This window comes from Paenibacillus sp. FSL H8-0034 (genome assembly GCF_038000305.1).
Taxonomy (GTDB): Bacteria; Bacillota; Bacilli; order Paenibacillales; family NBRC-103111; genus Paenibacillus_S.
The window spans coordinates 6,022,086-6,045,819 of the sequence record NZ_JBBOBS010000001.1 but is presented as its reverse complement, the minus strand read 5'-3'; the positions used below and the strand labels follow the sequence as shown (position 1 = coordinate 6,045,819).

General features: G+C 46.9%; 18 protein-coding genes. 14 read left to right on the top strand and 4 right to left on the bottom strand.

Annotated elements, in window-relative coordinates; genetic code table 11:
• The first annotated feature begins 12 nt into the window (after positions 1 to 12).
• From NST47_RS27265 to NST47_RS27250, 4 genes are all read left to right on the top strand, one after another.
• Positions 13 to 870: a protein phosphatase 2C domain-containing protein gene (locus NST47_RS27265; protein ID WP_341157933.1), complete on the top strand. Its 858-nt coding sequence runs from the start codon at positions 13 to 15 to the stop codon at positions 868 to 870.
• 282 nt (positions 871 to 1,152) lie between these two features.
• The gene (locus NST47_RS27260) at positions 1,153 to 2,148 is read left to right on the top strand and encodes a glycoside hydrolase family 130 protein (RefSeq protein WP_341157932.1); all 996 of its coding nucleotides are present in this window, start codon (positions 1,153 to 1,155) and stop codon (positions 2,146 to 2,148) included.
• Positions 2,149 to 2,276: 128 nt separating this feature from the next.
• A complete protein-coding gene (locus tag NST47_RS27255; protein WP_341157931.1) occupies positions 2,277 to 4,118 on the top strand; it encodes a sensor histidine kinase in 1,842 nt (613 codons plus the stop codon).
• Positions 4,096 to 5,631: a response regulator gene (locus NST47_RS27250; protein ID WP_341157930.1), complete on the top strand. Its 1,536-nt coding sequence runs from the start codon at positions 4,096 to 4,098 to the stop codon at positions 5,629 to 5,631. The genes NST47_RS27255 and NST47_RS27250 overlap by 23 nt, the downstream gene beginning before the upstream one ends.
• 20 nt (positions 5,632 to 5,651) lie before the next feature.
• Here NST47_RS27250 and NST47_RS27245 read toward each other — a convergent pair whose 3' ends face one another.
• From NST47_RS27245 to NST47_RS27230, 4 genes are read right to left on the bottom strand one after another with little or no spacing between them, the layout of a single operon-like run.
• The gene (locus tag NST47_RS27245; RefSeq protein ID WP_341157929.1) at positions 5,652 to 6,221 is read right to left on the bottom strand and encodes a class I SAM-dependent methyltransferase; all 570 of its coding nucleotides are present in this window, start codon (positions 6,219 to 6,221) and stop codon (positions 5,652 to 5,654) included.
• Positions 6,218 to 6,892: an ABC-2 transporter permease gene (locus tag NST47_RS27240; RefSeq protein ID WP_341157928.1), complete on the bottom strand. Its 675-nt coding sequence runs from the start codon at positions 6,890 to 6,892 to the stop codon at positions 6,218 to 6,220. Before NST47_RS27240 ends, NST47_RS27245 begins: the two co-directional genes overlap by 4 nt.
• On the bottom strand, positions 6,879 to 7,580 hold the full coding sequence (locus tag NST47_RS27235) for an ABC transporter ATP-binding protein (protein WP_341157927.1): 702 nt from the start codon (positions 7,578 to 7,580) through the stop codon (positions 6,879 to 6,881). The genes NST47_RS27240 and NST47_RS27235 overlap by 14 nt, the downstream gene beginning before the upstream one ends.
• Complete coding sequence (locus NST47_RS27230) at positions 7,577 to 7,945, bottom strand: GntR family transcriptional regulator (protein WP_076229122.1); 369 nt, start codon at positions 7,943 to 7,945, stop codon at positions 7,577 to 7,579. Before NST47_RS27230 ends, NST47_RS27235 begins: the two co-directional genes overlap by 4 nt.
• Positions 7,946 to 8,272: 327 nt before the next feature.
• Between NST47_RS27230 and NST47_RS27225 the strand changes: the two genes are divergently transcribed.
• The 10 genes from NST47_RS27225 (at position 8,273) to NST47_RS27180 (ending at position 23,727) form a co-directional block, all read left to right on the top strand.
• A complete protein-coding gene (locus NST47_RS27225; protein ID WP_341157926.1) occupies positions 8,273 to 9,940 on the top strand; it encodes an extracellular solute-binding protein in 1,668 nt (555 codons plus the stop codon).
• Between the two features lie 36 nt (positions 9,941 to 9,976).
• On the top strand, positions 9,977 to 10,906 hold the full coding sequence (locus NST47_RS27220; RefSeq protein ID WP_341157925.1) for an ABC transporter permease: 930 nt from the start codon (positions 9,977 to 9,979) through the stop codon (positions 10,904 to 10,906).
• A gap of 16 nt (positions 10,907 to 10,922) precedes the next feature.
• Complete coding sequence (locus NST47_RS27215) at positions 10,923 to 11,795, top strand: carbohydrate ABC transporter permease (RefSeq protein ID WP_341157924.1); 873 nt, start codon at positions 10,923 to 10,925, stop codon at positions 11,793 to 11,795.
• 87 nt (positions 11,796 to 11,882) lie between these two features.
• On the top strand, positions 11,883 to 13,469 hold the full coding sequence (locus NST47_RS27210) for an extracellular solute-binding protein (protein WP_341157923.1): 1,587 nt from the start codon (positions 11,883 to 11,885) through the stop codon (positions 13,467 to 13,469).
• An 88-nt stretch (positions 13,470 to 13,557) separates the two neighbouring features.
• Positions 13,558 to 17,106 carry a carbohydrate-binding protein gene (locus tag NST47_RS27205; RefSeq protein WP_341157922.1) on the top strand — a complete coding sequence of 1,183 codons (3,549 nt, stop codon included), beginning with the start codon at positions 13,558 to 13,560 and terminating at the stop codon, positions 17,104 to 17,106.
• A 211-nt stretch (positions 17,107 to 17,317) separates the two neighbouring features.
• On the top strand, positions 17,318 to 18,646 hold the full coding sequence (locus NST47_RS27200; protein WP_341157921.1) for an ABC transporter substrate-binding protein: 1,329 nt from the start codon (positions 17,318 to 17,320) through the stop codon (positions 18,644 to 18,646).
• 72 nt (positions 18,647 to 18,718) lie between these two features.
• A complete protein-coding gene (locus NST47_RS27195; RefSeq protein WP_341157920.1) occupies positions 18,719 to 19,657 on the top strand; it encodes a carbohydrate ABC transporter permease in 939 nt (312 codons plus the stop codon).
• On the top strand, positions 19,657 to 20,499 hold the full coding sequence (locus NST47_RS27190; RefSeq protein ID WP_341157919.1) for a carbohydrate ABC transporter permease: 843 nt from the start codon (positions 19,657 to 19,659) through the stop codon (positions 20,497 to 20,499). The genes NST47_RS27195 and NST47_RS27190 overlap by 1 nt, the downstream gene beginning before the upstream one ends.
• A gap of 85 nt (positions 20,500 to 20,584) precedes the next feature.
• The gene (locus tag NST47_RS27185) at positions 20,585 to 22,357 is read left to right on the top strand and encodes a cache domain-containing sensor histidine kinase (protein ID WP_341157918.1); all 1,773 of its coding nucleotides are present in this window, start codon (positions 20,585 to 20,587) and stop codon (positions 22,355 to 22,357) included.
• Positions 22,354 to 23,727: an ABC transporter substrate-binding protein gene (locus NST47_RS27180; RefSeq protein WP_341157917.1), complete on the top strand. Its 1,374-nt coding sequence runs from the start codon at positions 22,354 to 22,356 to the stop codon at positions 23,725 to 23,727. The genes NST47_RS27185 and NST47_RS27180 overlap by 4 nt, the downstream gene beginning before the upstream one ends.
• Positions 23,728 to 23,734: the final 7 nt, after the last annotated feature.

Genomic DNA, 23,734 nt, shown 5'->3' with positions numbered 1-23,734 from the left:
AGGAAGGGAAACATGAAGTTGGAGATGTTATCGCGGCAGGGGACTACGGAGTGGAATGAGGATGCACTGATTATCAATGAGCCTTTACAGCTATTCGGAGTTTTGGACGGAGCTACCTCCTTGCATCCTTACCGCGGTCCCAATAACGAAACCGGAGGTTATCTGGCCTCACAAATTATTAAACAATATTTGGAATCATTGGCCGAGGAGGATGTCAGAGACACCAATTTGAAGCAGCTGGTCATTCAGGCGAATATTCGATTGCGTGACAAAATGGTTGAGGCCGGAATTCAGCTTTCAGACAAGACGGCATTATGGACCAGTGCATTGGCTCTCATTCGTATTACAGACCATTATGTGGATTACGCCCAGGTAGGAGACTGCATGATCGCAGCTGTGTATAAGGACGATACGATCCGTACCGTTTCCCGTGATCAGGTGGCTCATATCGATCAGCAATCCAAGGCGATCTGGGAAGAGGCCATTGGCCGCGGAATCTCCAAACGCGAGGAGCTATGGGAGCTTGTGAAGCCGGTGATTTTGGGTAATAAATCCAAAATGAACACGATGGAAGGCTACTCGATTTTGAGCGGTGAACCGGAGCTGGCTGATTTTATTGAGTATGGCAGAATAAACCGAATCCAATTAAAGTCGCTGCTGCTTGTCACGGACGGATTGTTCCCGCATACAGAGAGCGGCAGAGAACCAGAGGATATGATTCATCAGCTAACTGCAAGGATTCAAAGTGATTCTTTAACCGCCTATGCGGATTGGCTGTTTAAACTGGAGTCGGAGGATAAGGACTGCCAAAGGTATCCGCGTTTCAAAATATCCGATGACAAGACAGGGATATCGATTCATTTTGAATAAGATTTTCCTACATGAATAATGACACTGTATTCGCTGCTGCTGCAGGATACGGAGCTGTGAGGCTTCGTTTCTTGACAGCAGTTTTTTGTGTTAATTCACCGCACAGTGAGACGGATTTACCGGATTTCTAAAAATTGTATCTGTTTTTCAATGATTTATAGATGTTGGATAAGTGCGGATGGTTTACACTGGCTGTATGAGGATTCGAGCCGCTCGCTGCTGAGTGATTAAAAAATGGAGCGAAAAGGTTGGAAATATTGTATATTATGGAGGAAAACTTCGATGTCAATAAGTGGAATTCTTAAATCCAGTCCAATAATTACGCGTCACCCGAATAATCCGGTTCTGACTGCAAGCGATGTGCCTTATAAGCCCGCACTTGTTTTTAATGCGGGTGTTACTAAATATGAAGGACAGTATGTCATGATGTTCCGCAACGATTATGGCGACGTCGAGAATGAAACGCTGCTGCCTATTCATACGACGAATTTGGGGCTTGCGTACAGTCAGGATGGCATTCATTGGAATGTGCAGGATAAGCCCTGCTTTGGCATGGAGAGCGAGGAGATTATTCGCACCTACGACCCGCGGCTGACCGTCATTGATGGACGCTGTTATGTTTGTTTTGCTGTTGATACCAAGCATGGCGTACGTGGTGGTGTAGCCGTTACGGACGATTTCTCAAGCTTCGAGGTTCTAAGCATGTCTGCACCGGATAATCGCAACATGGTGTTATTCCCTGAACGAATCGGAGGTAAATATATTCGGTTGGAGCGGCCATTTCCCGTCTACGGTAAAGGGGGCAAAGACAGCTTTGATATTTGGATTTCTGATTCTCCTGATTTGAAATATTGGGGGAATACGGAATTGCTGTTGGGTTTGGAGCAGGTACCGTACGCCAATGATAAGCTTGGACCGGCAGCGCCTCCAATAAAAACCTCCAAGGGTTGGCTGACTCTGTTTCATGCGGTAGATATAGATCCTTCCCGTGGTCGAAACGGATGGGAGTCGTATTGGAAGAAGCGTTATTCAGCCGGGATCATGCTGTTGGATTTGGACAATCCGTACAAGATCATCGGTATGTGTCAAGAGCCCTTGCTGGCTCCGGAAGTGAGCTACGAAACGGATGGCGGCTTCCGTAACGATGTCATTTTCCCCGGGGGAATGATATTGGAGGACGATGGTGAGGTGAAAATCTATTATGGGGCGGCAGATACGGTGGAATGCTTGGCGACTGCCCATGTTGATGATTTAATTCAACTGTGCCTTAACAAGTAACTATAGGCTTTCATTGTTTACGTACTGTGCTTATGGTGTAGGGAGGCTCTGTGTAACAGCAGCTTCTCTACTTTATTTGTATTTACTTATAGTAGTAGCAGCTTTGATTGCAGAGGGAGTTCATCGCGATGAAGCATAGACATGTTCTCCAATACATCAATCAACATTTTAAAGTGAAATTAATATTGATTCTTTCCGTGATCATTATTGTGTGTTCCATGGTTACCGGCTATGTTTCCTACAGGATTTATTTGAACCTGTTTGAGAGCGAAATCAGCAAGCAGTATCTCAATACGAGCGAACAAACGATTGAGCAGATTGGCTTCAAAATTCAGGATATGTACCGGATCACTGACTTTATTTTTTTCCATCCGCTTGTAGAGCAAATCGTCCAAAACATGCATGCCGAGCCTGCGGAAGGAGAAAGCACGGAGTATCGCAGTTTTATACTGGAGAGGGATCTGGCAGATATATTGCTTCCTGTAAAAAATGAAACACCGCAAATTCGCGCCTTGTATATCGTTGACTTGCAGGGTACTAACAGCTACTTCAGTCATATGAGTCCTTCGCTGCAGATTGAATTTCCCGAATTTTATAATAGGGTCAAAAGCGGTTTGAAAAGCGAGTCCGCTGAGCTGGTGTGGCAGCGGATGCTTATTCAGGATTCTTCGGATCCGTCCGGTGAGAAGAGCCATCTTGTGGCCGCGAGGCTGCTGAAATCAACCAAACAGCAAACGGTATATGGCATGATTATTATGATCATTGACGAATCGTTTCTGGCCACCCCTCTCGAAACATTGATGGCAGGTCGAACTACAGGGGCCTATCTCTACGACCAGTATAACCGCATCCTTTTTAGCCGGGAGCCAGAAGGCAGTACTGGATTCGTACCGGATTGGGAAAAGAAGGAGGGGATTTTTACCCAGCGTACGGAGGACGGCAATGATTATTTATTTGTCAAAAGTGTCTTTGAGCCGCGATCGTTCACTCTGGTAAGCGGCATTTCCCTGGTGGATATCGAGGCAAAAGGACGGCGTGTTTATCAGGTAGCTTTAATTTCCGGCCTGGTCAGTGTGATGCTCATGGCGGTTTGTGTTTCCTTCTTCAGCGGCAGACTGCTTCAGCCGCTCCAAGGATTGGTAGCGGCTATGCAGCAGCTGCGAAAAGGTAATTTGCGTGTGAAAATTGCCAAAACGTCGAATGATGAATTTGCTTTTCTCGCGGAGAGCTTTAATACGATGGCAGCCGATATTCAATCCTTGATTCAGGAGGTGTATGTAAGCAAGCTGAGTGAGAAGGAGGCTGAATTAAAGGCGCTTCAGGCGCAGCTGAATCCCCACTTCTTGCATAATGCGCTTAACTCTATTTATTGGAAAATCATGCTGCTTTACGAGGATGAGGAAACGGCTTCTCTCGTAACCAGCTTGTCGGAGCTGCTCCGATATTCCCTGGCATCTGTGTCGACCCCAAGCACCTTACAGGATGAGCTGGCGCAAATCCGTAATTATATTACGATACAGGAGGCACGGCATGGGGAAGATCTGCATGTCAGTATTGAAGCTGAAGAGGAGCTGAGCGGCTGTAGTATGCAAAGGCTGCTGCTGCAGCCTCTCGTTGAGAACGTATTTGTTCATGCGTTTCGTGATCAGACGGCTAATAAGCGCCTATCCATTCGCGCTTTTCGACAGCATACGGAAATGCATATTGAAATCGAGGATAACGGGTGCGGGATGGATGCAGATACAATCCATCACATTATGAAGGATCGCTCCGTCCACGATCAGCATGGAGAACGGGAGAGCCTCGGCGTTCGCAACGTTACACGACGTATTTACCTGGTGCATGGCGAGCCATACAGGCTGGATATCCAGCGGCTGCAGCAGGGAACGATGATGCGTTTAATTTTGCCGTGTGAAGCTTACCAGCCTATGAAAGGAGGTGCAGCAGATGAATCGGCTGCTTCTGGTTGAGGATGAACCTTTATTCAGGAAAGGTCTTGCGAAAATGATCACCGGTTCCACGACCAACTGGAGCGTATGTGGGGAAGCGGAGAATGGACAAGAGGCGGAGAGCTTGATAGCGGAGCTGCTGCCTGACCTCGTTATCACGGATATTCGAATGCCGTTATTGAATGGCCTTGAGCTGTTGAAGCGTGTAAAAAGCAGGTTCCCGGATATTGAGTTTATCGTTATAACGGGTTTTCAGGACTTCCAATATGCCCAGACTGCACTTCGCTTCGGTGCACTCGATTTGCTTATCAAGCCCTGCAGTAAACAGGATGTATATGACGCGCTGGATAAAGTGAATGACCTTGTACTGGACAAACAGGCAAGGCTCAGAAAGGAGGAAACCGAGCATCAGCTGCTGCTGGAAAATACATTAAGGGCGATTTTTCTGAGGTTTCCTTATCATACGGAGGCAGTAGCAGAACTGGAGCAAGGACTGCATGGGTGCAAGCTGATCTTGTTCCGAATTACTGATTATTATCCTGCTCACAAGCAATATACGCGTAGAGATGTTCCGTTACTGCAGTTTGCTGTTTTAAACATTATCAGTGAATTGCTGGACACACACGGGATAGCAGGCAAGCTGCTGCTTATTGAATACGGCCGCTATGCTCTGCTCATGGATGATGCTGCCGAGGTACAGGCTCTTTGTGTTGCGGTATGTGAAACGATCCCTCGTCTGCTGGGCTTATCGGTTTCAACGCATCATGCCGGCCTGGCCCACAGCCTGACGCAGCTCGCCGATCTCTATGAAGCCGGTATGGAAGGAGCAAGAATAGCCGAGCATACGGATAAAGGGACGGACACGGAGGGCACGCTGCCGATGAATCGGGCGCGTCAGCAGCTGATCAGTGCGCAGACGGTCGCTTTTATCGTATCTGGACAGATGGAAGCTTTGAAGCAGTATCTGGAGCATTTCATGAAAGTAGCTAGCGGAATGTCTCTGGAAAACGGGAAAATGGAGGCATTATCGCTGAGCTTTGCGCTTCAGGATACGGCTCGTAAGCAGTTTGAGCAGATATATGAGCCTCAAATCTTGACGGATCGAATCAGCAAGCTGCATGAATGCAGCAGCAAGGACGAGATCTATAGCTGGATGCAAACGGAAACAGAGCGTTTTTTCCATAACTTCACGAGATGGCAGGAGAAATACAGCGAGAATGCGATTTTAAAGGCTGCACGCTACATGGAGGAGCATTACTCTGAGCCGCTGCCGTTACAGCAGGTAGCCTCGCAGGTGCATTTGAATGCAGCCTATTTCAGCCATTTATTCAAGAAAGAAACCGGACGCAGCTTTATCGATTATTTAATCGAGCTGCGCATGGAAAAAGCCAAGCAGCTGCTGTGCAATACGGATATGAAAATTACCGAGGTGTCCGGCACAATCGGCTACGATTTACCGAATTATTTTGCCAAGCTGTTCAAGCAATCCACGGGTCTATCCCCTAAAGATTACCGCAAGCTTTATCAGAGCTGATTGTGCGGCATCCAGCAGGCTTAGACTGGGTCATACTTTCCCCTCACTTTTTTGCATTTAAACACCCAAGCTGGCGGTACGTTCATCCATGTATGCCCCGTTTCGATAGATGGGAAGTGAGTCTGAAAGTCTTTTTTGAGCAGCAGTGTATATTGGAACGCAATAAACGTTCCATTGCTTGCCAATGCGTTCTCAATGGATAGAAATAGTCTTTCTTTCAGTTCGGAAGAAAAATTAGCAAAAGGAAGACCCGAAACGATCAAGTCGAACGGTCTGCCAGTTTCATTAACGATTTCCCCCAATCTCAATGCATCGTTCAGAATGGGGAGATCAGGGAATTGAATATTCAAATTTTCACGAAAAGAATCATTTTGTTCGAACAAAAATAACCGGCTTCGAGGATCCATATGTCGTTTGATATACCGGGTAAATACACCGGTGCCGGGGCCCAACTCCGCGATTTGGGCCATCTTGTGCCATGGCAAGGAGGGCGGAAGCATTTTGCGGGTTAAAAAAACCGAGCTGGGAACCAAACTGCCTACCTGACCCGAATGGCGTATAAACTGTCCGAAAATCGACGGCTGTTTCATTCGATTCCTACTTTCTTATCCAGCAAATAGCAGCTTGCTGAAAAATATGCCAGACAAAAGATGAGCAATGTGAGAAAGGACGGGAAATTGGCAAAGGCTACGATCCAAACGAGCAGTCCCGCAGTAAAGCTTGAAAAAGTGATCAGGATAGAATGACTACGGCTGCATTTTCCAAGAAATATGCTCGTAAAACATAGAAATATAAGCCCAGTCGCAGAGAAAATCCATTTCACGATGAGCAAAACTTTCGACCAATCGAATAAAAGCAAAGGTTCGACTCGAAACAATTGTCCGTTGCTCATCCCCAGTTGTACCCACATACCCACAATCATAACCACCGTTATCAGCAGTGCCTCCAATAAAATCACAATATATTTGGACATCAGCATATAAGTTCTGGGTACCGGAAGGGATAACAAATGGGTAATCGCTTGTTGCTTCCACTCCTCTTGCCATGTAGAGAAGCAGTGAAGAAACGTCATCAACAGCAGGCCGGCAAAAATTATGACATCAAGCATCGTAATCAGACCAAGTCCTTCCTGAGGCAGGTGCAAATAAAAGATGAGGATGGAAACCGCCGCATTCAAAAGAACGGTTGTTGCCAACGTAGCGAGCAGCGTATTCCTTCGATTTCGCAGATCGGTCAAGAATAATCGCCTAAACGCGTGCATGATCATACACCTCTTTCAACATTTCCATCAACGATTGGTTTCGTTCCAGTTTTAGCATCTCGACATTACCAGCCAGCAGAAGCTTACCCTCGTGAATAAAACGTATCTCATCCAGCATCACTTCGATCTCCGATATTTCATGCGTCGTAACGAGGATCGTCTGCCCTTCTTCCATGAAATCTTCTACGATCGCTTGGGCAATCTGCTGTCTTGCGAAAGGATCTATGCCGGAAAAAGGTTCGTCCAGCAGCATATACTTTGCCTGCCGGCTTAGAGCGAGCAGTAATTTCATCTTGGCCCGCGTTCCTTTTGATGCATGATGAATCAACGAATCTGCCGATAATTCGAAAAAATCGAGCAAATGCCGTGCTTTATTATCGTCCCAGTCCCAGTACATGTCTTTCATATACCTCATGCTGTCGGATAGTTTCATCCAAGGGTACCAAACGTTCACATCAGGAAGGAAGGTCATCATCCCCCTGGTCGATAGGCATGGCGATTTCCCGTCAATCATGATTTGGCCGCCATCCAATCGTAAAAGACCTGCTATCGCCTTAAGGACCGTCGACTTCCCTGCGCCGTTCGTTCCCAACACTCCGATAATTTGTCCCTCATCCGCAGTAAACGTAATATCGTCCAACGCCTTTTTACGGCTAAACGTTTTTATGGCATGCTCCACATTGATCATGGCGTTTTTCCCCTTTCCAAATACTTTTTCACCGTGTCCAAAATGTCTTGGTCGGATTTACCGAAAGACCGCAGCAATTCTACGCTTTGCCCGACTGTCTCGTTCAACGCCTCTTTCCGAATCGACTCCAGCATATCCCGATCGCTTGTCATAAAGCTTCCCTGACCCCTGACGGTAATAATCAAATTCATGTCCTCCATTTCCCTGTATGCCCGTTGAATGGTATTGGGATTGACTCCCAACGTTTTGGCAAGCTCACGCCGCGAAGGGATTTCTTGCCCCAGTGTATAGGTGCCTTGGATGAATTTCATGCGAAATTCGTCGATAATTTGGGAGTAAATCGGTTCTTTCTGATTAAATTCCATCGCTTCCTCCATCGACCACAATCTGTATTACTGTATTATTTAATTAACACAGTAACACATAGAAAAGCTTAATGTCAATGATGGACACGAAAATGGGCTGAGCAGGAAGTTATGGCTGCCCAATCTGGTATTGGCATTTTTGCGGTGGTTCGTTCATTTATCGATTTCCATTTGATCTAAAAATTTTATCTTTTTCCCCATAAATCGTAGATGTTGCTCTCTCCCTATTTCCCTACAATTAGCTATATAGACAAACAACAAGATATGGAAGGTGCGGTGAGATGAAGATGGTATGATAGACATTGTAAATGAACAGGGGGAACCACAATGTCTAATCCAATAGCAAGAGTAGTCCTTCCGATGCTGGCTTCCGCAGCTTGGATCTTCGTGATAACAGGCTGTACGACCGTGATCGACGGGAATGGTGATAGTAGTGTGTCTAAGTCCGATCAGCGGAGGATGATTACGGCAACCATCTATGACCGTGGCAATATTCCATCCAGTGAAGGCACGATTGAAAACAATAAAATCACCCAATGGATTAACGAAACAGGACCGGTACAAGTCAAGTTCATAGCTGTACCCCGGACACAATCGGAGCAAAAGCTGAGCACGTTATTCGCAGGCGGAGGAGCACCAGACCTGATTCTGGAATATGCGCCGCAGATCAAAAATCCGCTGATCGACCAAAAGCAGCTTCGTCCGATTGACGACATGATCGACAAGTATAGTACGGAATATAAAGCGCTTTTGCAGAAATATCCATCACTCAGGAAAGCGGGAACAGGAACTGATGGCAAGCTGTATCAGTTCGGGCGTATCAATGAAACGATTCCGCAGCGCGGCTTGTTTATCCGTACCGATTGGCTGCAAAAGCTGAACCTGAACATCCCGAAAACGACTGAGGAGCTGTATCAGGTAGCCAAAGCTTTCGCGGAGCAGGACCCGGACGGAAACGGGAGGAAGGACACTTACGGTATCGCGATGTCCTATAGCTCCGGAGCTATTCTGGATGAAATGTTTGGCGTCACCTACCCGGGCTTCATTGTGCAAAACAACGAGCTTATTCATGGCTGGGATCACATTAAGGCGGTTACGGCGTTTAAAAAAAGACTCTACAGTGAAGGTCTGGTTGATAAGGACTACTTGAACGACAAGAATGGCTCAAAAGCGAAGCAGGATTTCCTGAACGGTAAAATCGGGATATATATGGAGCAGTTTAACGTTCCGATTGTTTTTTATAACGATTATTATGTGAAATTGAAAAAAAATGTTCCGAGTGCCGAAGTTACAGTCATTCCGTATCCGGTAACTCCGGTAGGGCAATTTAACCCGATTTTTGTCAATCCGATCCAGATGACGGCTGTTGTCAACGCTCAAGTCAAAGATCCGGAAGCGGTGATGAAATACGTTGATTTTGCCGCATCCGATACTTTTATGAAAACGATGTATTACGGCTTTGAAGGCGTGCACAGCAAGTCGGAGCCGGGTACATGCCCGCAGGTGATCAATCTGGATAAATGGAAAACTGAATTTAATTTCGGTGCAGGCGATTTTGCTATGCTGGCTTCCCCGACATTAGCGGGCAAATGTTATTTTGGTACGGAAAAGCTCGATGCCCGGGATGTTCTTCAAAATCAGGTGAAAAAGATGTTTGAAGCGAATTCGTCCTTTATTCGCTTTGATCTACCGGTAGCGGGACCGACTCATTCTGAACAGATGCCTCAGCTGCCAAAGGAACTGCAGCAGATTCTGACCAACACGACGAAGCAGGTCGGTGTCGGCGAGGGCGATATCTGGATAAAGTCGATATTGACGCCTGGCTATAGCCCGGAGATGGCCAAACAGGATGCAATCGCAGCATGGCAAAAAGCCGGAGGCAAGCAGGTTGACGATTGGTACAGGAGCTTCTATGCCAACGATAAGGACAAAACGATTTGGACTAACGATATTTACGATATTTTCAAAGAGCAGCGTGCGCTTCAAACCAAATAAGAGTCAGAATTTGATAATCAGGTGGTGAATAAACGGATGGGGACCGTACGGGCCAAAACTACAAAGGATGCCTTGCGTTATTTGAACAGGAAAAAATATTTGTACATTTTGTTAATCCCATGTGTGATTTATTTTCTAATATTTAATTATTTTCCGATGTATGGCGTCATCATAGCTTTTAAGGATTTCAATTTTGCCAAAGGTATTGTAGGGAGTCCCTGGATCGGTTTCGACAATTTCAGATACATGTTTGGGTTAAGTGATTTCTACACGGTGTTCTGGAACTCACTTTACCTCAGCATGCTTAGGCTGGTTTTCGGATTTCCTTTTCCGATCCTGCTGGCCCTGCTTTTAAATGAGATGCGAAATCGCACGTACCAAAGGGTAACGCAGACCATTATTTACCTGCCTCACTTTATATCCTGGGTTGTCATCGGAGGTATTCTGGTCAACTTCCTGTCACCCTCCTGGGGAATTGTAAATATTTTCCTCAAACAGATCGGGATGGAACCTATTTTCTTTCTTGCGGACAATGATTATTTCCGACCCTTGGTCATTATTAGCAGTATTTGGAAGGAGTCCGGTTGGGAAAGCATTCTTTACCTGGCCGCCATGGTTAGCATCAATACCGAATTATACGAGGCTGCCAGTATCGACGGTGCCAACCGATTGCAGAAAATGCGGTATGTGACGATGCCTGGTATTAAATCAACGATCGTGATTTTACTTATTTTGCGGCTCGGTCAAATTATGGGCAACGGCTTTGAACAAATTTTTGTGCTCCAGAATCCTTTGAATCTGGGTGTTTCCGAGGTGTTTGAAACCTACGTATACCGGGTCGGTTTAATTGGTGGCCGGTTTTCCTTCGGAACTACGGTTGGGCTGTTCACCTCAGTGATCGGATTGATTTTCCTGCTGGCAAGCAACCAGATTGCCAAATGGCTGAAAGAGGACGGGATATGGTAAAAGGAGGCAGCAGAGCTTGAGTATTAGATCATTCGGAGATAAATTGTTTGACGTTTTTAATTATACAGTCGTCACCTTGTTCGCATTAGCTTGTTTATTCCCGTTTTTTTATGTGGCATCCTTTTCTGTGACCCCTTATTCGGAATATTTGCAAAATCCATTAAAGCTCATCCCGAGTCATATCGAGCTGTCCGCCTATAAGCAGATTCTTCAGATGCCGTTGATGTGGACCGGATACAAAAATACGATCATCATCACGGTTGTGGGAGTCGCAATCAACATCTTTTTGCTGATCATTTCGGCTTATCCGCTCTCCAAGAAGGATTTAAAGGGCAGAAATGTGATTATGGTGTTAATCACGTTCACGATGTTTTTTAATGGGGGTTTAATACCGAATTTTTATCTCATTAAAGCCCTGGATATTTATAACACACTGTGGGCGATGATTTTACCTGGTGCTCTTGGCGCCTATAACCTGATTCTGATGAAAAACTTTGTCAGTGCGATACCCGAAAGTCTGGAAGAATCGGCTTTTATCGATGGGGCCAATGAAATTAAGGTGCTGTTTCGGATCATCGTTCCCCTGTGTAAGCCGGCGATAGCCACCTTTGTCATTTTTCATGCGGTAACCCAATGGAATACGTTCTTTTCGGCCATTATCTACACGTCGAGAAGAAGCCTCTGGCCGCTTATGCTGATCTTACGCGAAATGGTTGTTGACGATGGAGGCATTACCAAGGATGCGATGGACATGAACAATACGGGGGTCACCGTGTTTACGATTAAAATGGCGATCATCATTTTTGCAACATTACCTATTCTGCTCGTTTATCCCTTCCTGCAAAAGTATTTTATGAAGGGTGTGCTGGTAGGCTCAATCAAGGGATAAAAGGGCTTCTTATGCTTCATCCGAACGATTAAAATCTGCAGTTGTTTGCAGTTTTAATAAATGGTAATTAAAAAGGAGATGTTTATATTGAAAGGGTCCGTCAAAACGCTGGTTAGTTCCTCAGTGAGCATTGCGCTGCTTTCCTCCATCGTGGTGGGATGCAGTCCGAATACTGACAACAAAGAAGCAGCCACCACCAAGCCAACACCCGGTACTACGGCGCCAGCCCCAGCCAAAGCAGCACCTGCCACAATCAAGATGTTTAACAGAGTGAATGCAGCGGTCGTTGTAGAAAATAATCCGGTTATAGCGGAGGTTGAAAAGCTGGCCAATGTCAAGCTATCGGTTGAAGCTCCTCCCATCAATAACTATGTGGATAAGCTCCAGGTGCTTATGGCGTCAGGAGACCTGCCAGACCTCATCTACAATTGGGGTGGCGCAGATGCCAATATGGAAAAGTGGGCGCAGAATGATCTGATTGCCTCGTTGGACGACAAAATTAAAAATTATCCGAATCTGACAAAAAATATTACGAAAGAAATGTGGGATGGGGTCAAATCTGTTAATGATGGAAAGACCTATATCATTCCAAGAACGAATGTAGTCAACCACTGGGGCTATATGATCAATCAGCAATGGCTGAATAAGCTTAATCTCAAAGCGCCTACGACTCTGGACGAGTTCACGAATGTATGCAAAGCCTTTACCCATAACGATCCTGACGGAAACGGAAAGCCGGATACGTATTGCCTAAGCTTTTCCAATCCGACGCTGGGCGCCAATACAATCTGGAATGCCTCCAATTTTCTTGCCTCCGCATTTGATCTTCCTATCGTGAATGGAGCCAAGGATACAGACGGAACGTATAAAATAAGAGAAAAAATGTCGGGCTATATTCCTTACTTGACCTATCTGAAGCAGTTAAATGATGAGAAGCTGATTGATCCCGAGTTTCTGATTAACAAGATCTATGTAGATCAGGAAAAAATGAACCAGAACCGGGTCGGTATCATCTACGCACATCAATATGCGGTTATGGCCAATCTGGCAAAGGATAAGGAATCGGATAAAAAGTACACCTATCAGGCTGTGTTAAAAAATAGCAAGGGCGTTGCATCCGATTGGGTCACACCTGCAACGTGGGGCGGCTGGATGATAGCCAAAAATTCCAAAAATATCGACAGTGTGCTGAAATTTCTGGATTGGGGCAATACAACGGAAGCGAATACCTTGTTCCAGCTTGGTATTAAGGGCGTGACCTACGACAATTATGATCCGGCTACGAAGAATATAACCCGGACTCCCGATCAGGCTACCAAGCTTGCATCCGTGACAAGCACGTACATGACGCTTGCTAACGCGATAGATGGAAACGCTGCCATCATTGAAGGAGCAGATACCCTGGATAGACTTAACGCTTACAAGTCACAGCTGGATGGTGCATTAAAGCAGATGAACGTTATCAATGTTCCTGCTGTCAGGTCGCCCAAAATTCTGAATCTGAACAGCACGATTCCCGATATGGTCAAGAAAAAGGACGACCAGGAATTGAAGTATATTCTCGGCAGTATTACCCTGCAGCAGTTCAAGGACTTCCTGGAGAAGGAATGGAATCCGGCTACAGCCGATGCCGAAAAGGAATATGTAGACTACATGAATAAGGCAGGTAAATAAAAACGGATAAGTGAAGGGTGTAGAGGTGATATGGGAATTTTCCGAATATCACCTTTTTACATACATATTTTAAGGATGGTGATGAATAATGGGTAAAGGTAAAGCCCGAAGTATGGCTCGGGGGGTCGTGTGTTTCGTCCTCGTGCTCGGTATGCTGTTTTCAAGCATTCCGTTTGTTCCAACAAGTGGCATTCAGACAGCGTATGCCGCTAATTCGAGCGTAGTCAGAAGTGGTGATGTGTGGACACTGGAAAATGATGTGATGAAGTCAGTTGTGTCCTTTGCAAGTGGAAGTATTCAACTGACAAGCTATTACAACAAAGAGGCCGGAAAGGAGTATCTCACCGGGAGTGGAAGCCAATATTTGTTTTACTATAACTATGGTGGAAGCGACCTCTATGCCAATGATGGCGGATGGACGCTGGGTACTGCCACGATTACCGACATTACCAAATTCGGCACCAATTGGGGTAAGCAGCTTACTATCCCGGTGACCCGAACTTCCCCAGAAAATGTAACCATTAATCTGAAATTTGAAATTTATAACGGGAAATCCGGATTGAAGTACAGCAACTCCATTAAAAATAATGCGGCTGCCCAGAAGACGATTACGAACTCGGACATCATCTCGCTGAACCTGCCCAATGATGCACACACGCTGTATTATGTACCGAATATGGCCTGGTACAGTACATCGGGCTCGCTGGCTCCGAATGCAGGGAAAAATGCGATAACAGTCTATAATACGGGTGATGGCTGGGGCCTGCAGCCGGAAATGAACTGGAAGACCGAGGGAACCTCTGGCATGCTGCCGCCCTTTGCCAGCATTAATGCCTGGAGCGGGATCACGAATGTCAAACTATCCACCAATACCGATGCACTGCAATTGGTGTTGTTTCCTAATGAGGAATTCGAGTATATTTCAGTGAATATGACGGTATTCAAGGGGGATATCCTTGATGGAAAAATGGCAGTCGAGGAGCATTTTAGAAAGCGCTTCAAATATCATGACGTGACTTCCCTGTTTCTTACCAACGACTGGGACTATATAGGGAAACGCACGGATGCATTTTTCAGAAATACAGTCGTGCCGAAGGCTGTACAGGCAGGTCTGGATATGGTGATGATCGACGATTTATGGAATACGACCCGAGATACCACGACAGCGAAGACCAGCTTTACAAGCAATATGGCATCCCTGACCGATTATATTGTAGGACAAGGCCTGCGCTTCGGATTATGGTTCAGCATGACAGGCGACAACCATAATGCAGGAAGGGATTTGGCTGACCCTGCCAACATTGAGTTCAAAAGAAGTCAGGTTGAGGATACGATGATTCCTCAATATCATTTATCGCATCAAATGATTGATTTGACCGAATTTTGGCCCAATACGGCGGCGACCTCAACCTCGCATCCAAGCGACAGCGTTTATCGAAAAAACGTATTGGTGAAAAACTATATGAACGATCTGACGTCACGACACCCGGACTTCATTGGCAAGCTGACCAGCGAAGTGGATATATATCCTACTCAGGGTGACAGAAACAACGGACTGCTGCATATCTCCGATAACGGATTTCTGTCCGCTAACGGCGGAGTGGGCACCAGCATGAAAATCGGCATGGACAGCTTTGGCTATTTGCCTATGAATTCCGTTTATTACGGCGGTAACCCGTCAGGCAAAGTCGAGGACTACTATTCCTATATGCTGGCAAGAGTGATCAAATTCAATACAGACCCTTCCGGTTGGACGAATGCAGGTATGGATTCTCTGAAAAAATTCAACAACTGGCGGAAGAGTCCGAGAATCAAGGCATTAACGGAGCAAACGACAAGGCCGCTTTATGCCGGTCCGGATTTTGATACGTCAGGCTCCTACGCATGGATGTATGCGTCTGAAGATAAAAGTAAGGCGCTGGTCATTGCCACAGCTGCGAATGTAACGGCTGTTCCAGACGATCTGACCCTCAATCTCAGGTGGCTCGACAGCAGCAAAACTTACCTGGTTGAGGATATTACGATGAACGATAGCGGTGTCAGCTCCTACAGCTATAAAGGCAAATTCACAGGCAGCCAGCTGAAATCGCCAGGACTTCCTGTGAACCTGGCCGATAACACATCCAAGAGTAAGGCGTTCTGGATTCAGGAGGATAATGCGGCAGCCATGCAGGTGCTATATGCAGATGAGAAGATTGCATCCTTCACGCAAACTTCCGGCACATCGAGCCTGACGGTCAATGTTACCGGAACTGCAGGAACCACGGGTAAGGTGGTTGTATTTGACCGGACCGCCAATAAATCCATTACCAGCGACGTCGTCATTGGCACAGGCGGTACAGGCAGCGTTACGCTCGGTTCCGGCATTTTGCTTGAAGCAGAGAGTCTGACAGCAGCGGCATCATCAGGTTCGAACGTTGCGAATGGAGCCGACACAGCAGCCAGCAATGGCTCGCTCAGCTACGGGAATCTGAATGGAGTGGGCGACTGGGTCCAATACACGGCAAACGTGGCAAGCCCGGGCACCTACAATGTAAAGGTTCAGGTTAAGAAGCACCCAAGCAGAGGTACGGCACAACTGTATATAGACGGCGCAGCACAAGGCTCGCCTATTGACGAGTATCAGAGTGCTCAAGGTTATGTCGAGGTCGATCTTGGCCATATCGCTTTTACAACAGCTGGCAATAAACTATTCAAATTCCAGATCACAGGGAAAAATGCCAGCAGCAGCTCTTATATCTTGGCTACGGATACGATAAGGCTTACCTATAAATCACCTGATGTTATCCTTCCGCCAGCGGTACCGGAAGCCGTCAAATATGAAGCAGAGAGCTTGACCACGACGGCATCAACCGGTGCAACGGTTACTTATGGAGCGGATTCAGCCGCCAGCAACGGTGGATTGAGCTACGCGAATGCCAATGCCGTGGGAGGCTGGGTACAGTATACGGTGAATGTTCCTGCATCGGGAACATACAGGGTGAGAGTGCAGGTCAAAAAGCATCCCGACAGGGGTACGGCACAGCTGTACATCGACGGCACCGCACAGGGCACGCCGATCGATGAATACCAAAGCGCACAGGGCTATGTCGCAGTGGATCTCGGCAATGTGACGTTCAGCTCAGCAGGAAACAAGCAATTCAAATTTCAGGTCACAGGCAAGAATGCAAGCAGTGCCAGCTATACCCTGGCAACCGACTATATTTCGCTTACCAAGGAACCGCTTAATTATGAATTCGAGAGCTTGACCACAACCGTATCAGCAGGAGATACCACGGCAATTGGCAGCGATTCCGCCGCCAGCGGTGGAGCATTAAGCTACGGCAACTTTAACGCAGTGGGAGACTGGGTGGAATACACGGTCAATGTTCCAACAGCCGGAACCTACACAGTAAGTGCGCGGGTTAAAAAGCATCCCGACCGCGGCACGGCGCAATTGTATATCGATGGTGCTGTTCAGGGGAATCCTGTAGACCAGTATCAAAGTGTTCCAGGCTATTCGGTCGTTGGATTAGGCAATGTGACGTTCAGCTCTGCAGGAAACAAGCAGTTTAAATTTCAAGTTACAGGTAAAGATCCAAGCAGCGGTAATTATACTTTGGCTAATGATAAAATCATGCTAACCAGAGTCAATTGATTATGTATTTCTGACGTTAAGCTATCAAGGACCAGTGTTTCCCCTTTATTGAGGTGGAATGCTGGTTCTTTTTAATGTGATGTCCGAATTCCTATTTTCCATCATCTTAATTTCAACCTAAGATCGAAGGATTGCCACCTCGGCAAATAATCGCGTTTCCCTTACGATAAAGAGGTCAAGATGATCACTAGATTGAAAGGGGAATATTCAAATGAAATTAGCTACAAAAATGTCAACAGCAGGGGTAGCGCTGCTGCTTGCCGCTTCGATGGCCGCCTGCAGCAGCGGTGTTACGCCTGCCGCCGAGCCAGCCAAATCAACAGGTGCCACAGACGCCAAGACCGAAGCCAAAACAGACAAACCTGTGGAGCTTACATTTTGGTCTTTGGGCACTAACGGCTACGAGAAGCTGGCTGAAGAATATAAGGCCGTTAAGCCTAATGTCACGATCAAAATTCAAAACACAGCCGACCAAACGGCTCATCACAATAATATGTTAACGGCGCTGTCTGCGAATAAGGGTGCACCGGATATTTTCATGGTCGAAATTGCTTTCCTGGAAAAATTCATGGAGGCGAAGGATAAGTTCAATAATTTGAATGATCTTGGCGCAAGCAGCCTGAAAGGAAATTATCTGGATTGGAAATGGAAGCAGGCTTCCTCCACGGACGGTAAATTCCAGCTTGGCTTGCCAACGGACGTAGGTCCAACTGTCGTTTATTATCGCACCGACCTGCTGGAGCAGGCGGGTATTGCGAGCAAACCCGAAGAATTTTACAAAGAAATTGCAACCTGGGATAAATTCGCTGAAACTGCAAACAAGTTCAAGCAAAAAACTGGAAAAACGTTTGTAGATATACCTGGATTGCTGTTTAATGGCGTGCGGGATCAAGGCAACGAAATCTTTTATAACAATAATGATGAATTCATTGGCGATAAAAACCCGCAAGTGAAAAAAGCCTATGACTTTACAGTAAAAGGGATTAAAGAAGGCTGGGTTGGCAAAAACGTGCTCTGGACACCGGAATGGGCAAAAGAAACCAATGATGGCGGATTTGCTGTCATGCTGGCTCCGGCATGGATGAGTGGCGTTATTAAAGGAAATGCCAAGGATGCAACGGGTAAATGGATGATTACCCAAATGCCTGAAGGCGCTGGCAACTGGGGCGGTTCGTTCCTGAGTATTCCCAAGGAATCGAAAAACGCCAAGGAAGCCTATGAATTCATATCATGGATGGACAGTAAGGAAGGACAGCTTAAATCGTATATCTCGAATGGCCTGATGCCATCGATTCCTGCAGTTTATGAAGAAGCCAAGTTTAAAGAGCTTACAGATTCCTTCTACAACAATCAAGCGATTTCCGTTGAATTTGCCAAAGCTACGAAAAGTGTCAAACCGATCCGCTATGGCAAGCTGCATGATGCAACAGACAGCATTTTCAAAGAAAGTCTGAGCAATGTCCAGCAAAAAGGCAGCGATCCGCAAGCCGAGTGGGATAGTGCGATTAAGAAGATCAAAGAATTGAATAAACGCAGTTAATTGCTGGACGAATATCTGGAGGGTGCGGGTTCATCGTATCAGGTGAATCTGCTCCCCTATAGGAGTGATCAAATGAACATCCATGCTGCCGCACCCGCCGTCGTCGATGCTGCGCGTCCATGGCTTACCGAGCGGCGAAGAAGCCGATTGGCGGCTTATCTGTTTATATCACCATTTTTTGTGCTGTTCGCTATTTTTGGAATTTATCCGATCTTTTTTACATTTTATTTGTCGATGTACAAGTGGAACGGTATGGGGGATATGAAGTTTGTCAGCTTGAAAAATTTTGAGCTTGTTTTGACCGATCCGACCTTTTGGACCTCAGTCGGCAATACGTTTATTATGGGTGGCATGGGTACGATTCCACAGCTCATTCTGGCACTCATTCTTGCTGTGGCCTTGAATTCCGCTTTTATTAAAGGAACGAAGCTGCTGAGAGCTATTTATTTTTTACCAAATGTGACTTCCATTGTTGCGGTTACGATGATTTTTAGCGCAGCATTTGCCAATAAAGGCATGGCCAATTATTTGGTTTCTTTTCTGGAAATGGGACCTTATGCATGGAATATTCAGAACTGGCCGCTCAAGACGGCGATTGCGACGATGGTTATATGGCGCTGGACCGGCTATAACGCGATTATATTTCTAGCGGGCCTGCAAAGCATCCCCGGCGATTTATACGAAGCTGCACGTATCGATGGAGCCAACCGTCGTCAGTTGTTTACACATATCACAGTCCCGCTGCTTAAACCGTTTATTTTATTTACCGTGCTGATTTCAACGATTGGCAGTATTCAGCTATTTACCGAGCCTTATGTGTTCTTAAGTCAGGGAGGCTCAGGCTCGACCCGCTCGGAGGGCATTACGATGGTGATTTATTTGTATACGGAAGCATTCCGTAATTCGTTCTTTGGCACTGCGGCTGCGACGGCCGTCATCTTATTTATGTTCACCGTCATCTTTTCATTGCTGAATACCTGGTTGTCCAAAAGAATGGGAGGGGAAGCGTAATGCCGGTAGGAGAAAAACAAAACATCATTTCACGAATCATTATTTATATCCTGCTGGCTGCAGGAGCGTTCGCTTCGGCCTATCCCTTTTATTGGATGCTGGTGATCTCAACCCGGACGAGAGATGCAGTATACCAAATCCCGCCCGCCATTATACCCGGACCGGAGCTTATCGCCAATTTCACACATGCACTGGAGCGGATTATATTTTTCAGGGCACTCTGGAACTCGTTTATCGTATCAGGTGCGACAACCGTTTCTGTACTGTTCTTTTGTTCACTGGCGGGCTTTGCATTTGCCAAATTTGAATTTCCCGGTAAAAAGCTGCTGTTTGTGCTCGTCCTTGGGACTCTGCTCGTCCCTCAGCAGCTGAGTGTGCTGCCGAACTATATTTTGATGGCGAAGCTGTCGTGGATTGATTCGTATAAAGCAATTATTGTGCCAAGTATGGTTTCAGCGTTTGGGATTTTCTGGATGCGGCAATATATTATATCGAGTATTCACACGGAGCTTCTGGAAGCAAGCCGGATCGATGGCAGCGGATATTTCAATACGTATTGGCGGATCGTGCTGCCGATCATCGTACCCGCATTGGCGACACTTGGTATTTTCACTTTTTTAAATACGTGGAATGACTTTTTCTGGCCGTTGGTTGTACTTAAGAACAATGAGAATTTTACGATTCAGATTGCGCTGCAGCAGCTGTTCAGCCGCAACGATTCGATTGACTATGGCATGATTATGTCAGCTACGTTCTTCGCAACACTTCCTTTATTAATCGTATTTGCGCTATTTAGCCGCTGGTTTATATCGGGGTTAACTTCAGGAGCTGTAAAAAGCTGAAAGGTCCACAAGCGGCGCAGCAGGATAATCCCCTCTCCGGTGAGAATATGTAAATACGGTATGCTACAACTCTGGAGGACTCATTATGTCGCTGCGCCATAAAATTATGCTGGGCGTTATATTGCTTGTGTTTATACCGATTGTGTTGATGGGCAGCATTACCTACAAGCTGTTTAACGGTGCTATCGAAAAGCAAACGGAGAATTTTTACGCTAACAGCCTGCTGGAAACGGACCGCAAAATCCAGTATGCGCTGAACGAAATGAATGTGATCTCGGACTTGAGTATTACCCAACCGGTTATTCAGCAATTTTTGAAGCGCAAGTATACGGGAGAGCTTCGGGAGAATGAAGGAGCTGCCAGTCGTCAATTGCTTACCGAGTTGAACAATCTGCTTTTATCCCATCCGAAAATAACGTCTTTGACCTTATATAATCAAAATGAGCTGGTTCACAGCTCCAGAGCGGCTCCGGCGGCAACCTATGAGATGCTGAAGCAGCAGCCCTGGTATGGGCAGATGAGAGCTTTGAATGGACGGCCATTGTGGCTAGGCCCTTTTGAAAATTCAACAGCCACCGATCAGCAGCTTACCCATGTACGTACGATTAAGGACTATTATTCACTCGATGACATCGGAACCCTCGTATTGACGGTGAAGACCGATGCAGTCGATCATGTTTTCTGGGAAGCGGGGACGATTAAGGAAGGCGAGATGATGGTTGTGAACCATCAGGGCTTGGTGCTGTTCAGTAAGTCGGGCCAGCATCTGGGGAAACAGATGTCTTTTCCATTTCTCCAGTCTCATGAGGAGCGCCATGCTTATGTCGACACTTACGAAGGAGAGCAAACCTTTATCACCTATTATCCCTCCCAAATTTCCGGGTGGTATTTGGTTGCGCTGACACCACTTAATCAAATGTACGCAGAAACCGCTGGGATCCGTAATCTGGCGCTCGGTCTGCTCGTCTTTGCCCTGCTCAGTGTGATATTGTTTGATGTTCTGTTCATTCGCAAGCTGGTGCATTCGATAATTTCAGTTGTGAAAGCGCTGCGATTGGCAGAATCGGGCAAATTCACGGAGATCAGACAGGGCAGTGAGGTGTACCGTGACGAATCAGGGTTATTGGTGCGGGGCTTTAACCGGATGAGCGGTCAAATTCAGGAGCTGATCCGGCGGGTCGAAGTGGAGCAGGAGAGGAAGAAGGAAGCGGAGATGCAGGCGCTTGTGGCACAGATCAATCCGCATTTTATATATAATTCGCTGGAAACGATCAATTCGATGGCCGTGCTTCAAGGTAATAAGGAAATCAGCAGACTGGTGATTTCACTCGGCAAGCTGCTGCGGATCAGTATCAGTGAGACACAGGAGCTGGTTCCGATTGCTACCGAGCTGGAGCATGTCAAGCATTACTTGTTTATCCAGATGTGCCGCTTTGGCGATAAGCTGAATTATGAAATGGAGTTGCCGGACACATGGAAAAGACACCTGACGCTGAAGCTGATCGTTCAGCCCATTGTGGAAAATGCGCTCTATCACGGAATCGAACCGATGCAGGAGCAAGGAGTTATTCGTATCCGTGTCATGGAGGTCGGGAACGATCTTGTTGTGGAAGTGGCGGATAACGGACACGGGATTGAACCCAGCAGGCTGGAGGAGCTGTTTGCCGGACGGCAGCAGAGCACGGACAAGACCAAGCATCGCGGTGTAGGCATGAAAAATGTGCATGATCGACTGCGGATTCGTTTTGGCGGCAGCTATGGGATTATGGTCTGCTCGACTCGTGGTGAAGGCACGATTGTACGGATTCGGATGCCGCGGATATTAGCGGATGGTCAGGGAGGAGGTGCGGGCCAATGAACAAGTCCCTTGACAACAAGTGTTGTGGGCTGTGGAACGGCTCTACGATGAAAGGACGGATGCGCGCGCTTCTGGCTGGAATACTTATAAGTATTCTGGTCGCTCTAGGTGCGGGCTGTTCCTCTGAACCACAGCCTCAGGCGACAGAGAAGATCAAGCTGAGCTTTCGTCATGTCTGGATTCAGGAGCACAACGCCCAGATGTTAAAGATCGTATCTGAAGTCATTAAGCAATTTGAGCTGGACCATCCGAACGTGCGCGTTGACTTTGAAGGATTGGATCAAACCGTTCATCGCGAGCAGCGCTTGAAGAGTGAGATGGTGACAGGAAATCCACCGGATATTTTCGTGTTGTTCAGCGGCGCTGAAATCGAGCCTTACGCACGAGCAGGGCGGCTGCTGGATTTGTCTGGTTTTCTGAAAGAGAACAGCATGGACGATGGCTTTTACGATCTGAGCCTTTGGAAGTTTGGCAGTGGGGTGTACGGTCTCCCGATCGAAGGTTTTGTTGAGCCGGTTTATTATAACAAGCAGTTGTTTGCCGAGCTGGGTCTGTCTGTTCCCACCAATTGGGACCAGCTTGTGCAGGTGATCACCAAGCTGAAAGCAGCAGGGTTGGTTCCATTTTCGTTGGGAAATCAGGAGCGCTGGCCGGGGGCCATGCATTATCATTATTTCCTGCAGCGCTTTGCAGGGTCTGCGGTGATAGATCAGATTGTGAAAGGAAAAGGCAGCTTCATGAATGCCGATTATGAGCAGGCGACAGAGCGTTTTCTTGAATTCGCCAAGCTGAATCCATTCCCGACGATGTCGGATACACGCAGTATTGCATATGCCGAGAAGCTGTTTTTGGATGGCAAGGCCGGGATGTTCCTGAGCGGCAGCTGGGAGCTTGATTTATTTCAGGGTGAAAATTCCACACCAGGGTTTGCCGACAAGGTAGGGGTGTTCAATTTCCCTGTACTGTCGGGACCGAAGGAGGCATCGGTTGGTCTGGCCAGAGGCTACACCTTCGGTCTGGGCTTGTCGGCCAATCTTGAGGGTGAACGGCGCCGAGCTGCGCTCGATTTGGTGAAGGCTATTTATGCTCCGGATGTGCAGAGGCGTATTGTATATGAAAGCTTCCGGCTGCCAGCTATGAAAATAGCGGTTGATTATCGCCGGACCGGACCGGTATTCAAACAAATTGTCGATTTGCTGGAGGCATCGCCTACAGCGTTTGTTCCGTATGATAATGCGCTGCCACCTGCTTTGCAGGAGCCGTTCTTTCAGGTCGCCGAGCAGCTGATTGCAGGCAATGTATCGGCACGGGAAGCGCTGCAAAGTCTGGAAGCCCATCTGCAGCAGTACTATGAGCTGATTGGCAAATAACCCGTAA